The following is a 13,386-nucleotide window of genomic DNA, read 5'->3' on the forward strand; positions in this document are numbered from 1 at the left end:
TAATGTCAGCGGATCAGCTTTCCTCCTCCGATTGCCTGAACATCCCCGGCGACAGATGGTTACGCTGCAACAGGCGGTAGAACTCGGTGCGGTTACGGCCCGCCAGACGTGCCGCCTGGGCGGCCTGTCCATTGGTAATCTTCAGCAGCTGCACCAGGTAGTCGCGCTCAAACGCCTCTTTCGCTTCGGCATAGGTGCGAATAGTCGTGGTCTTCTCCTTCAGCGCGCGCTCCACCAGTGAGGCGGGTACCAGTGCGGTGGTGCAGAGAACGCAGCACTGTTCGACCACATTCAGCAGCTGGCGTACATTGCCGGGCCAGGCATAACCGACCAGGCGCTCCATCGCCTCCGGGGTGAAGTCGTTGGCCCTGTGGGGGTGTTTTTCCCGCAGCTGAGTCAGAAAATGACGTGCCAGCAGCGGGATATCCTCGCGGCGCTGCTGCAGCGGCGGCAGGGTGAGCGTGACTACGTTCAAGCGGTAGTAGAGATCTTCACGAAACTCACCGTCAGCGATCGCCTGCTCGAGATTACGGTGGGTGGCCGAGACGATACGGACATCCACCGGGATCGCCTGGCTGGAGCCGACGGGGCGGATCTCGCGGTCCTGCAGAACGCGCAGCAGCTTGGCCTGCAGGGCGAGGGGCATGTCGCCGATCTCATCAAGAAAAACAGTACCTCCCGAGCCGGACTGGAACAGGCCCTTGTGGGCGCTGGTTGCGCCGGTAAACGCGCCCTTAGCGTGCCCGAAAAGCTCGGATTCGAGCAGCTGCTCGGGGATCGCCGCGCAGTTGATCGCTACCAGCGGCTTGTTGTTTCGCGGACTGGCCTTGTGCAGCGCCCGTGCCAGCACCTCCTTGCCGCTGCCCGAGGCCCCCTGGATCAGTACGCTGGCTTCGCTGGCCGCGACCAGTTGCGCATCGGCCAACAGGGCCTCCATGCTCGGGCTTGCGGTGACAATCTCGGCACGCCAGGGAGCGTCCTGTTCCCGCGGACTGCCGTTTGTGGAGCCGGAGGCGGCCACAGCCTTCTGCAGCAGCTCCAGCAGGGCGCCATCATCAAAGGGTTTGGTCAGGTAGCCGAACAGGCCGCGCTGAGTGGCGTCTACCGCATCGGGGATGGTGCCGTGAGCTGTCAGCAGGATCACCGGCAGCGCCGGGTCATCGCTGTGGATGCGGTCGAACAGTTCCATTCCGCTCATGCCGTCCATGCGCAGGTCGGTCACCACAACGGCGGGTCGGGAGACCGCCAGGTGCGCCAGGGCCTGCTCCGCGCTCGAGGCGCTGTCCACCTTGAAACCGGCCGCGCGCAGCCGGATCGACAGCAGTTTCAACAGCCCGGCATCGTCATCCACCAGCAGGACTCTGGGGTGTCTGTCAGTCACAGGCCATTCTCCGGAGTGGTTGTTCCCAGGCTCGGAGAGGCGGGCTCCAGTGCCTCTTCCAGTCCTTTGAGCTCTTCAATCTTCTGACGGTACGCCCGCGTTTCACGCACCTGATTTCGCAGCGCCTGCATCAACTCCAGCTTGCGCTGGTAGATGGCGATCAGCTGCTGCTGCTCGGGCTCGGCGAAATCGGGGTCGGCGAGCAGCACCTTGAGTCTCTGTGCGGCCTGGGCAAGCTCGGCATCGGATGCCTGGGCGTGGCCGAGCAGGCAGGCCTGGCTGAAACGCTGCTCCGCCGATGCGGGATTGGCCGAGGTCGAGGCGGCCATCTGCTGCCGGCGCTGCGCACCGGAGAGACGCTCCTGGGATGCCAGGCAGGCGAGCATCGACGCTGTTAATGGCTGGCCCGAGAAGTTAAAGGCACCGGCAATCGACGCCAGACTCTGACTTTTGTCCTGTGATGCGCAGCCGCCCAGCAGTAAGGCGATGACAAGCGGCAGTGCGTATTTCCTCCTAACCACGCGGGGGAGTCTCCTTGTTCCTTGGTAATCTGATTTCAAAACAGGCGCCGGGGCCGGAGGTGGGCACGACAGCCAGGCTGCCGCCCATCAGCTGGATATGGGCACTGGCGATGGCCAGTCCCAAACCACTGCCTTTAAGAGTGCCCTGGGGTTGCCGGGTTCCCTTGAAAAACGGCTGAAACAGCATCTCTCTTTGCGATGCGGGTATACCGGGCCCCTGATCGCTGATGCGAATACTGATCTGTTGATCTTCGGCCCGGGCATCGATCTGGACGGTACCCTGTTCCGGGCTGAATCGAATCGCATTGCTGGTCAGGTTTTCCAGCACCACGCTGAGACGGCCACGGTCGGCGTGCAGACGGATCGGGTCCAGCTGCTCCGACCAGTTCAGCGAATGGTTACGCAGGGTCAGGTCGAAGCGCTTTTTAACCTCGCTGATCAGTGGACCCAGCTCGAACCATTCCGGCTTGAGCTCGGGCTCCGAGGTGGCTTCGTTGTAGCGTAACAGGTCTTCGATCCGCAGACGCAGGTCTGAGGCGCTGCCATGCATGATTTCGACAATATCGCTCTGCTCCTCGGTTAGGGGACCGGTGACCTGGTCGCGCAGCAGTGAAACCGCCTCCAGCATGTTGGTCAGCGGAGTTTTCAGCTCATGGGAGACCTCGCGGAAGAAGTTGAGTTTTTTCTCCTCCAGCGCCTGCAGACGCTGGCGCAGCCAGTTGAGCTGATCGCCCAGGCGTTCCAGATCGCGGGGGCCGTGAATACTGATCTCGCTACCGAGATCGTTCTGTCCCAGCTGGCGGATGGCGGATGACAGCTGCTTGACCGGTCTGCCGAGCAGCCAGGCAAACACGCCGGCTAACAGCAGTGACAGCAGGACCATGGCGCCCGCCAGGTAGATCATGCCGCCCTGGATTCGCTCGGCAGTCTGGTTCATGCCGGTGACGAGCTGTTCCCGTATATAGCCGGTGGTGCCCTCGTTCAAGCTTTGGGTGGCCAGGCTCAGGTGCTCGAAATCCTCGCTGTAGGTATCAAAACCGGCATCGGCTGAAGCTTCGGAAAGGCGCCGGTAAAGCGCTGATTCCGTGCGGGCCAGTGCGGCAATCTGATGGGCCTGGGCAATATCCAGCGGCAGGGACTCAAGCCTGTTGAGTACCTGGACGAAGCGGGCATGGGCGCGCTCCAGGCGCTCTTTCAGCGCCGGGTCTCCAAGCACGAGATATTGGCCGGCTGCGCGTTTCAGGGTGATTTCGGCTTCCCCCAGCTGGCGGCTGGCCAGGGTGATCTCGGCGCTGATCGTGACCGAGCGACGTCCCTCGAACGCCATTTTCTCCAAGGCGTAGGTCATGCCAAGAATACCGCCCAGCAGAGGCAGTACCACGAGAATAAAGCCGGCGATAAGCAGGCCGGGAAAGGACGGAAGGGATAGGGGCTTTAGCTGCATAAGTGAGCTGTCTTCTGTTGAGCCGGTGTGTTCGGTTGTGAGCATCCTGGCTGTCTCGATGAGGATGCAGCCAGGTATCGCCTGCCTAGCTTACTTGAGACGCCGGGAAAACAGGGCAGTTCAGCGCCGGTTTTCAGCCGAAAAGTGGCATGTCGCCTCTGGGCGACAGGGTAAGTCATTTAAATTCAGATACTTAGATATTTTGCCTCGAAAGGAGTCGCCTGCAGGTGACAGTCTGGTGTTGCCGGTTGCGTCTGGAATGGCGGGTTTGATTTTAAATTGTTGAAATAAAATGGATAAATGTTTTTGGCATGAAGTGTGCTATCCAGCATGGGTAAGTATTTTGAAGTATTCAGGTCCGTCGTTGCGATCTGCGTTGAGGAGTCAGTAGGACCCGGCCGCGAGTGATTCACATTCTGGGACCCAGCTTGTCTGTCCGCCTCGGTTGCGCTTGCCGGCGGAACCGCGGGTTTCGAATCTTTCGACCGCAACCATTAGGGCGCGTTTACGGCGGACGAGATCAGCCCGGATTCCCGGTTAAACCAGTTGTGGAGTCGTCTTGATGCAGACAGATGCGGAGAAATCGACCCGTTCGAATCCGGTGCGCTGGAGTCCCTGGATCTCCCGCCGGAAATGGAACTGTCCGCCGAAGAATAGATGGACCAGGCCGCCAAGGAGGCGCGGTCAGCAAACATAAACAGGTTTAGCGTCTGATCACCTGCTGTCTATTCAGTGTGTGATCACAGCCCTTAGCCCTCAGGTTCCGGGCTGGGTATTCGGATGCAGTGTTCGTTGGCCGGGGGTCCCCATGGAAAGGTGCGGCTCCCGGTCCTGGTACAGATCGAAGGGGGATTGTGTACCCGGATCTGCAAACGTTTACCCAGCCCGGCGCATCTTCGGATGCGCTTTTTTCAGCGGCGTTGCCCCCCTGCACTGGCGCGCCGCTTTTTTCTTGCCCCAGCACTTCTCTTTCAGCTTTCCCTCCCAAGGTCGTCTAGCCGTCATGCGACTTCCAGTCCGCCCGGTCTGAAGCTGACCGGACCTGCCCAATCGCGTCGCCGTTGATGACAGATGGCGTGTTCTGAGCCATCTTTTAACTTCGCACTGCAAAAAAACGGTAGCTTTGATACGTAATAAAAACAAAATAAACCGGGTATATACCGGTTGAAATACCGTTTTATGTGGTTATACTACGTAATTATATTACATCGAAGCGGGGCTCGACCTATCTTATGAACTCTACAGTTGCAGCCGTTACTCAACGTATCATCGAGCGCAGTCGTGACAGCCGGGCCGACTACCTGGCGCGAATGGCTCAGGCACGGGAAAACAAACCGCATCGTTCGGTGCTCTCCTGTGGCAACCTGGCTCACGGCTTTGCGGCCTGCGGTGGTGAGGATAAAGGCCGCCTGAAAAAGATGGATCAGGCGAATGTGGGCATCATCTCTGCCTATAACGATATGCTCTCGGCCCATCAGCCGTTCGAGGAGTTCCCCGCGCAGATCAAGGATGCAGTCTCGGCGATGGGCTGTGTGGCCCAGTTCGCCGGTGGCGTCCCGGCCATGTGTGATGGCGTGACCCAGGGCCAGCCGGGCATGGAGTTGAGCCTGTTCAGTCGCGATACCATCGCGATGGCGGCGGCGGTGGGGTTGTCTCACAACATGTTCGACGCGGCGCTCTGTCTGGGCGTTTGTGACAAGATCGTCCCCGGGCTGATGATCGGCGCGCTGGCCTTTGGTCATCTGCCGGTGATCTTTGTGCCGGCAGGTCCCATGACTACCGGGCTGTCGAATAGCGAGAAATCCCGCATCCGCCAGCTTTATGCCGAAGGCAAGGTCGGTCGCGAGGAGCTGCTGCAGTGTGAATCCGATTCCTACCATGGTCCCGGTACCTGCACCTTCTACGGCACCGCCAATTCGAACCAGCTGTTGATGGAAGCGATGGGCGTGCATCTGCCGGGATCCTCTTTCGTCAATCCGAATACGCCGCTGCGCGAAGCGCTGACCCGTGCCGCCGCCGAGCAGGCCTGCCGGATCACCGAGCTGGGGCCGAACTACCGTCCGCTCTGTGACGTGATCGATGAAAAATCGATCGTCAACGGCATAGTCGCACTGCTGGCCACCGGTGGTTCCACCAACCACACCATGCACATCATCGCCATCGCGCGTCAGGCCGGCGTCATCGTTAATTGGGATGATTTCGCCGACCTGTCCGAAGCGGTGCCGCTGCTGACCCGGATCTACCCGAATGGTACGGCCGATATCAACCATTTCCACGCCGCTGGCGGCATGGCGCTGCTGTTCCGCGAACTGCTCAGTGCCGGCCTGCTGAATGAAGATGTCACCACTATCGTTGGCGAGGGGCTGGATCAGTACACCCGCGAGCCGTACCTGGAGGATGGCAAGCTGGCCTGGCGCGATGGTCCGACCCAGTCTCTGGATACCTCGGTGGTAGCGTCCGTCAGTGAGCCGTTCTCTGCCAATGGTGGACTGCGCCTGATGCAGGGCAACCTGGGACGCGGTGTGATCAAGGTCTCGGCGGTCAAGCCGGAGCACCGCATCGTTGAGGCACCGGCGGTGGTGCTGCACGATCAGGATGAGCTGAAGCCGATGTTTGAGAAGGGCGAGCTGGATCGGGACTGCATCGTGGTTGTCCGCTTCCAGGGACCGTCTGCGATCGGTATGCCGGAACTGCACAAGCTGACGCCCTACCTCGGTACGCTGCAGGATCGTGGCTTCAAAGTGGCCCTGGTGACCGATGGCCGTATGTCAGGCGCATCGGGCAAGGTGCCCGCGGCGATTCATCTGACGCCGGAAGCGACCAAGGGTGGCCTGATCGCCAAGGTTCGCGATGGCGACATGCTCAGACTGGATGCCGAAACCGGCGAGCTTAACCTGCTGGTCGATGCTCTGGATCTGGCCGCACGGGAGCCGGCGGACGCTGACCTGAGCGGCAGCCACTTCGGTATGGGACGCGAACTCTTTGGCGGTATGCGGCAGCTGGTATCCGGCGCCGAAGAAGGTGCGAGCTTCCTGTTTGCAAACGAAACCAAATCTGCGCTTTGACGCGGCCTGGAGAACTATCGATGACAACTCAAGTTGATGCGGTGCTGAACACCTCCCCGATCATGCCTGTGCTGGTGATTGAACGGGTGGAGGATGCGGTTCCCCTGGCCAAAGCGCTCAAGGCAGGTGGACTGCGTGTACTGGAAGTCACTCTGCGCACTCCGGCGGCGCTGGATGCGATCCGTGCCATCGCCGCTGAAGTGGATGATGTGATCGTCGGTGCCGGCACCGTCACCCGGGTAGAGGAGCTGGCGCTGGTACAGCAGGCCGGTGGTACCTTTGCGATCAGCCCCGGCGCCACGGCGGCGCTGCTCAAGGCGGGCATGGAGTGGGAGCTTCCCTACCTGCCGGCCATCAGCACCGTGTCCGAGCTGATGAGCGGTCTGGAGGCGGGCTACAGCGCGTTCAAGTTCTTCCCGGCCGAGGCTAGCGGCGGCACCGCAGCGCTTAAATCGTTCGCCGGGCCTTTCCCGGATGTGCGTTTCTGCCCCACCGGCGGAATCGGGCCGAAAAACTACCTGGATTACCTGAAGCTGCCCAACGTGAGCTGCGTCGGAGGCTCCTGGGTTGTGCCTTCCGATCTTATCGACGCCAAGGACTGGGAGGGCATTACCGGTCTGGCAAGCGAGGCGGTTGCCCTGATCGGCTGAGTCTATGCCAACTGCCGTGAACTCCATCGAAGCGTTAGCGACACCCCTGTGGTGTTCACGGCCAGCTTTTGTTCGCACGCTTCCATAGCGTTTTTACACCGCCTGCCTGAGGCGGTTTTTTTTACCAGAAACGGTCCGGCTAGCTGTCTACCTTTGGGGGAGCGCCGGATCGTCAGTTCGACTGACCAATAGGAGTCGTTAAAAAATGAGTGCCATGCTGAACGGCCATGCCTGTGATTTTGTGCTTTTTGGTGCCCGTGGCGACCTGGCGATGCGCAAATTGTTTCCGTCGCTCTATCAGCTGCACAAAGCCGACCTGCTGCATGCCGATACGGTGCTTTACGGCGTGGCCCGCACGGAGTGTTCTCAGGACGAGTTCATTGAGTCGGTGCATGACGCGCTTAAACGATTCGTGAAGCCCCGTGAATATGATGAAGCGGTATGGGGGACGTTCAGAGACAGGTTGCGCTATCTGAAGGTTGATATGTCGGTGGCGGAGGACTTTGCCGCGATCGCCGAGGCGGTGAAGGACTCCGGCCGCACGATGGTCAACTACCTGGCAACGCCCCCCGCGATCTTTGGTGATATCTGCAAGAATCTTTACCTGTCCGGCGCGGTGCAGCCAAGTACCCGGATTATCCTGGAGAAGCCGATCGGTCACGATCTGGAAAGCTCCATCGAAATCAACGATACGGTGAGCCAGTACTTTACCGAGGAGCAGGTCTATCGCATCGACCACTACCTGGGTAAGGAAACGGTGCAGAACCTGATTGCCCTGCGCTTTGCCAACAACCTGTTTGGTTCCCAGTGGAACCAGAACTATATCGATCACGTGCAGATTACCGTGGCCGAGACCGTGGGTATCGAAGGCCGCTGGGGTTATTACGACCAGGTGGGGCAGATGCGTGACATGGTGCAGAACCACCTGCTGCAGCTGCTCTGCATGGTGGCGATGGATCCGCCGAGCCAGCTGACTGCGGACGGCATCCGCGATGAAAAACTCAAGGTGCTGCGGGCGTTGCGGCCGATCACCGCCGATAACGTCGCGCGGCGGGCGGTGCGTGGTCAGTATACCGCCGGCGCTGTTAACGGCGTCTCCTGCCCGGGCTACCAGGAAGAAGAGGGCAGCAAGGGGCACAGCAACACCGAAACCTTTGTTGCCCTGCGCGCGAGTATCGACAACTGGCGTTGGGCCGGCGTACCGTTTTACCTGCGCACCGGCAAGCGGATGCCGACCAAGATGTCGGAGATCGTCATCGTCTACAAGAATCAGCCGCACTATATCTTCGATCCGAAGCAGAAAAGCGTGGTCACCAACAAGCTGATCATCCGTCTGCAACCGGACGAGGGGATCCGCCTGCAGGTGGTGACCAAGGAGCAGAGCCTGGATAAGGGGATGGCGCTGCAGAGCCGCGGTCTGACCCTGAACTTCTCCGAAGGTGAAGAGGGACATCGCACGCCGGACGCTTATGAGCGTTTGATGCTTGAGGCGATGCGGGGGAACCAGTCACTGTTCGTGCGCCGCGACGAGGTGGAAGCCTCCTGGCGCTGGTGTGATGCGCTGATCGACGCCTGGGCCGATATTGGCGACGAAGTGCGGCCCTATTCCGCCGGTAGCTGGGGGCCAATCGGCTCCATCGCTCTGATAGAACGAGACGGGAAATCCTGGCATGAATGAACTGAATCTACATTCCGAACTGAATCCGCTGGTGGCGCTTGAGTCCTATGACAGCCGCGAGGCTCTGGAGCAGTTTCTGTGCGAGCGCATCGTCGAACGACTGAGCGAAGGACTGGAGGCCAGGGGCGAGGCGGTGCTGGTTGTCTCCGGTGGGCGCACGCCGGCGGCGCTGTTTCAGCGTCTGTCGCAGCAACCGCTTGATTGGTCGAAGGTGATTGTCACGCTGGCGGATGAGCGTTGGGTCGATAATCAGCACGACGATTCCAATGAGCGCAGTGTGCGTACTCATCTGCTGCAGAATCAAGCCGCCGCAGCGCGTTTTCTGCCGCTCTACAACGGTGCCGAGACGCCGGTCGCCGGCCAGGCGGAGCTGGAGCGTGAACTGGCGGTCTTGCCGGAGAAAATCGATGCGGTGATTCTCGGTATGGGCGAGGATGGCCATACCGCTTCGTTTTTCCCCGACGCCGAGGAGTTGGGCCGGGCACTTGAGCCCCTGCCCGCTGTTGCCTGTGCGGCGGTTACGCCGCCGGTGGCACCCTGGCCGCGCATGACGTTGACCTTGCCGCGGCTGCTCGCGAGCCATGCCATCTATGTCCATCTGTGCGGCGAATCCAAGCTGCCGGTGCTGCAGCAGGCGCTGGAGCAGGGGGCCGTCGAGGCGATGCCGATCCGCTCCGTGTTGCGCCAAAGCCAAACCCCGGTAGCGATCTGCTGGGCGCCCTGACCGGACCTGGCGACCCCCGCTGATTGGACACCTCACTGGCGCCGCTCCCGCATTTATGTGGGAGCGGCGTTTGTTTTTTCTCCTTCGCGTTGTGATTGTTCCACCTCGATGCTGGCGCTGATTATCCTCCGGGGTGGTCTTTCAGGACCTGGGGAGTAACAGGTGGCAGATGCTGGTATCCCGTTATCTGTTCTTTCTATCTGACACAGTCCTTTCGATAGTTAAAAATTAATCAACGTTTTGTTGAAAAGAACGAATGTTACCGGTAAAGTTTGTTTTGTTACCGGTAACAACGCAGCTTAAAGAACGACTGTGTCACAGGTTGCCAGGTGAAATTCGACAATAAAAAAGTCAGGAACAATCCAATGAATTTCTCAAAAACGCTCATCACAACAGCTCTTTCCAGCCTGATCTCCGTATCTGCCTTTGCTGCTGATTACACCTTCAAAATACAGTCGTCCGATCCGTCCGGTGACAAGAACTTCCAGGTTCAGCAGGAGTGGGCCGATCGCGTTGAGGCGATGACTGGCGGCCGCCTGGAGATCAAACTGCTGCCGGTGGGCAGTGTGGTCAAGCACACCGAAACCCTCGGCGCGATCAAGATGGGTATTCTCGATGGTCAGCTGACCGCAACCGGTTATTTCTCCGGTCAGGATCCCGCCTTCGGTCTGATCGGCAACACCGTCGGTGCCTGGTCCGATACCCGCCAGCTGCTGCAGTACATGAACTACGGTGGCGGCAACGAGCTGATGACCGAGCTGTACGCACCCTACGGTGTTAAGTTCGTCGGCGCATCCACCACCGGTGTGGAGTCCTTTGTTTCCAAGGTGCCGGTGGATGGCGTGGATGATCTTAAAGGTCTGAAACTGCGTGCGCCGGAAGGTCTGGTGCAGAAGGTGTTCGCTGCAGCCGGCGCTGCACCGGTTAACCTGCCGGGCTCCGAAGTGTTCACCGCGCTTAGCAAGGGCGTTATCGACGCGGCTGACTACACCGTGTTCTCCACCAACCAGAAGGCGGGCATGAACGATATCGCACAGCATCCCGTGCAGCCCGGTTTCCACTCACTGCCGCTGATCGATGTATCCGTGAGCCAGAAAAAGTGGGATCAGCTGCCGGAAGATATTCAGCAGATCCTGACCGTATCGGTGCGCGATTTCGCCAAGGATATTACTACGCAGCTGCGTATCGCCGACCAGAAGGCGGTGAAGGAAGCGCAGGCGAATCCTGAGATCACTATCCACGACTGGTCAGCCGAAGAGCGCAAGAAGTTCCGTGAAATCGCGCGCGGCCAGTGGCAAGAGATGTCCAACGAATCACCCAACGCCAAGAAAGTCTACGAGTCGGTCACCGGCTACCTGGAAGTCAACGGTCTGCTCTGATCCTTCCTGAACCCTAGCTTGCGGCGGGGCGTCCTGCACCGCCGCCCATCCTGGACATTGTTATGAAACCTGCTGACAAACTTCACGAGGCCGAGACTCGGGAGGTGGAGCAGCACGGGCGCACCCTGCTGGATCGTTGCATCCTCAAGGTCGGCAACCTGCTCAGCCTGCTGTTCATCGTCACCGTCGTAATTTCGTTCTACGAAGTACTGATGCGCTACGTGTTCAACGCACCGACCATCTGGGTGCATGAAACCGCGGCGTTTACCGGCGGCTCCCTGTTCGTTATCGGCGGTGCCTATGCGCTGGCCAATAACAAGCACGTGCGTGTCGTGCTGATCTATGACGTGGTATCCACCCGGGTGCGACTCTGCCTGGATATCTTCCACTCCCTGGCCGGAATGGCGTTTGCTGCCATGCTCGCCTACGGCTCCTGGATGATGGTCACCAACTCCTGGCTCGCGCCCTGGGGCGGTATGCGCCTTGAAACCTCCGGCTCCGCCTGGAATCCGCCGTTCCCGGCGCTGCTGAAAGGCGTCATTTTAGTGGTGGTCTGCGTCATGTTTGTTCAGTTTTTCCTGCACCTGTTGGCCGATATCCGCAACCTGCGTCGGTTGAAGCGCGGAGGTAGCGATAATGTTTGATCTATCCGTAATCGGGATCGGCTATGGCAGCCTGCTGATGCTGGCGCTGCTGATCCTGCTGCTGCTCACCGGCATGCAGCTGGCGTTTGTCACAGGCCTTGTGGCCCTGATATTCACCATCGGCTGGTTCGGTGTCGATGCGATGCCGCTGATCACCAGTCGCATGTACAGCTTTGTCGACAGCTACGTGTTCCTCGCGGTACCGATGTTCGTGTTGATGGCCGCGCTGCTGGATCGCTCCGGTATCGCCGTGGATCTGTTCGATGCGATGAAACGTGTGGCGCGCAAGTTGCGCGGTGGGGTGGCGGTGCAGACGCTGATCGTTGCCGTGATCCTGGCGTCCATGTCCGGCGTCATCGGTGGCGAAACCGTGCTGCTCGGTATCCTGGCACTGCCGCAGATGCTGCGTCTTGGCTACAACCGCAAACTGGCGATTGGTACCACCTGTGCCGGTGGTGCGCTGGGTACCATGATGCCGCCGAGTATCGTGCTGATCATCTACGGTATGACCGCAAGCGTCTCCATTGGTGACCTGTTCAAGGCAGCCTTCCTGCCAGCGGCTATCCTGGCCAGTTTCTATGTCGCCTATGTGCTGATCCGCAGCTATCTCAACCCGTCGCTGGCGCCTCTGCCCTCGGCTGAAGAACTTGCCGCCGATGACGCCCGCGATATCAACTATTTCAAGGCGCTGCTGTTCCCGGGTCTGACCGTGGCGGTGGTACTGGGCAGTATCTACACCGGTGTTGCGTCCGTCACCGAGGCGTCGGCGCTGGGCGTGGTCGGCATCATGATCAGTGCGCTGATCCGTGGCGAACTGAATGGCCGCATGCTCTGGGAAAGTGCCCGTTCAACCATGCAGACCTGCGGCATGATCATCTGGATCGGTATCGGTGCCAGTGCGCTGGTCGGGGTTTACAACCTGATGGGTGGTATCGACTTCGTCGAGTCCGTGATCCTGTCGCTGAGCGACGGTCATGTCATGACCACGGTGCTGATCATGATGGCGATCCTGCTGGTGCTGGGCATGTTCCTGGACTGGGTGGGCGTGGCGCTGCTGACCATGCCGATCTTCGTGCCGATCATCACCAACCTGGGTCTCGACCCGATCTGGTTCGGCGTGGTGTTCTGTCTGAACATGCAGGTCTCCTTCCTGTCGCCGCCGTTCGGTCCTGCTGCCTTCTATCTCAAGTCGGTAGCGCCGAAGGATATCAGTCTGGGTGAGATTTTCTCCGCACTGGTGCCTTTCATCTTTCTGCAGATTATCGCACTGGCGTTGGTAGTTGCCTTCCCGCAGCTTGCGCTCTGGTGGCAGTAGGAGAACCGTTATGACGAAGAGATATGTAGTCATGGGCGTCTCCGGCTGCGGCAAGTCGTCCATCGGCCAGATGCTGGCTGAAAAGCTGGGTCTGAAGTTTTTTGATGGCGATGATTACCACCCACCCGAGAACGTGGCCAAGATGCGCAGCGGTCAGCCGCTGAATGATGATGACCGGGCCGGATGGCTCGCCACATTAAACAAGCTGCTTTGTGACGAGCCTAGCGCGGTGCTGGCCTGTTCCAGCCTGAAGCCCGCTTACCGGCAGACCCTGCGCCAGGGCAATGATGCGGTGTTTATCTATCTGAAAGGGGATATCGACACCATCTGGCAGCGTCACAGCCAGCGCGAGGGGCACTATTTCAACGGCCGCGGGATGCTGGAGAGCCAGTTCAGCGAGTTGATCGAGCCCGGCGCCGATGAGGCGGTTCAGGTCTGCATCGATCAGCCGTGCGAGGCGGTGGTTGAAGCGATACTCGTCGCGCTGCGGAAAAAAGCCGAAGCCTCCGGTTAGTCTGGAGCGGGTCGCTTTGTTCCGCAGCAGGCTAACCGGTATGATGTTACGCGTAACAATGTAGCCAGGTT

The 13,386-nt window shown here is 59.8% G+C and carries 11 protein-coding genes; 8 read left to right on the plus strand and 3 right to left on the minus strand.

Features of this window, described 5'->3' with window-relative positions; all coding sequences use genetic code 11:
• Positions 1-13: 13 nt before the first annotated feature.
• The 3 genes from ACQUQP_RS07225 to ACQUQP_RS07235 are packed head-to-tail and all read right to left on the minus strand — an operon-like array spanning position 14 to position 3,346.
• Positions 14-1,381: a sigma 54-interacting transcriptional regulator gene (locus ACQUQP_RS07225; protein ID WP_432698124.1), complete on the minus strand. Its 1,368-nt coding sequence runs from the start codon at positions 1,379-1,381 to the stop codon at positions 14-16.
• Complete coding sequence (locus ACQUQP_RS07230; RefSeq protein ID WP_432698125.1) at positions 1,378-1,902, minus strand: hypothetical protein; 525 nt, start codon at positions 1,900-1,902, stop codon at positions 1,378-1,380. The genes ACQUQP_RS07225 and ACQUQP_RS07230 overlap by 4 nt, the downstream gene beginning before the upstream one ends.
• Positions 1,895-3,346 (minus strand): ATP-binding protein, encoded by a 1,452-nt coding sequence (locus ACQUQP_RS07235; RefSeq protein WP_432698126.1) that lies wholly within the window; start codon positions 3,344-3,346, stop codon positions 1,895-1,897. Before ACQUQP_RS07235 ends, ACQUQP_RS07230 begins: the two co-directional genes overlap by 8 nt.
• A gap of 1,232 nt (positions 3,347-4,578) precedes the next feature.
• Between ACQUQP_RS07235 and edd the strand changes: the two genes are divergently transcribed.
• The 8 genes from edd (at position 4,579) to ACQUQP_RS07275 (ending at position 13,315) form a co-directional block, all read left to right on the plus strand.
• The gene (edd, locus tag ACQUQP_RS07240) at positions 4,579-6,411 is read left to right on the plus strand and encodes a phosphogluconate dehydratase (RefSeq protein ID WP_432698127.1); all 1,833 of its coding nucleotides are present in this window, start codon (positions 4,579-4,581) and stop codon (positions 6,409-6,411) included.
• Positions 6,412-6,431: 20 nt separating this feature from the next.
• Positions 6,432-7,061, plus strand: a complete 630-nt coding sequence (locus tag ACQUQP_RS07245) for a bifunctional 4-hydroxy-2-oxoglutarate aldolase/2-dehydro-3-deoxy-phosphogluconate aldolase (protein ID WP_432698128.1) — start codon at positions 6,432-6,434, stop codon at positions 7,059-7,061.
• A gap of 205 nt (positions 7,062-7,266) precedes the next feature.
• Positions 7,267-8,739: a glucose-6-phosphate dehydrogenase gene (gene zwf / locus ACQUQP_RS07250; RefSeq protein ID WP_432698129.1), complete on the plus strand. Its 1,473-nt coding sequence runs from the start codon at positions 7,267-7,269 to the stop codon at positions 8,737-8,739.
• On the plus strand, positions 8,732-9,463 hold the full coding sequence (pgl, locus tag ACQUQP_RS07255) for a 6-phosphogluconolactonase (RefSeq protein WP_432698130.1): 732 nt from the start codon (positions 8,732-8,734) through the stop codon (positions 9,461-9,463). The genes zwf and pgl overlap by 8 nt, the downstream gene beginning before the upstream one ends.
• 365 nt (positions 9,464-9,828) lie before the next feature.
• Positions 9,829-10,842 carry a TRAP transporter substrate-binding protein gene (locus tag ACQUQP_RS07260; protein ID WP_432698131.1) on the plus strand — a complete coding sequence of 338 codons (1,014 nt, stop codon included), beginning with the start codon at positions 9,829-9,831 and terminating at the stop codon, positions 10,840-10,842.
• Between the two features lie 62 nt (positions 10,843-10,904).
• On the plus strand, positions 10,905-11,486 hold the full coding sequence (locus tag ACQUQP_RS07265; protein WP_432698132.1) for a TRAP transporter small permease subunit: 582 nt from the start codon (positions 10,905-10,907) through the stop codon (positions 11,484-11,486).
• Positions 11,479-12,801, plus strand: a complete 1,323-nt coding sequence (locus ACQUQP_RS07270; RefSeq protein ID WP_432698133.1) for a TRAP transporter large permease — start codon at positions 11,479-11,481, stop codon at positions 12,799-12,801. The genes ACQUQP_RS07265 and ACQUQP_RS07270 overlap by 8 nt, the downstream gene beginning before the upstream one ends.
• A gap of 10 nt (positions 12,802-12,811) precedes the next feature.
• Positions 12,812-13,315 (plus strand): gluconokinase, encoded by a 504-nt coding sequence (locus ACQUQP_RS07275; protein WP_432698134.1) that lies wholly within the window; start codon positions 12,812-12,814, stop codon positions 13,313-13,315.
• The last annotated feature ends 71 nt before the right edge of the window (positions 13,316-13,386 follow it).

Source organism: Marinobacterium sp. YM272 (assembly GCF_050908845.1).
GTDB lineage: Bacteria > Pseudomonadota > Gammaproteobacteria > Pseudomonadales > Balneatricaceae > Marinobacterium_D.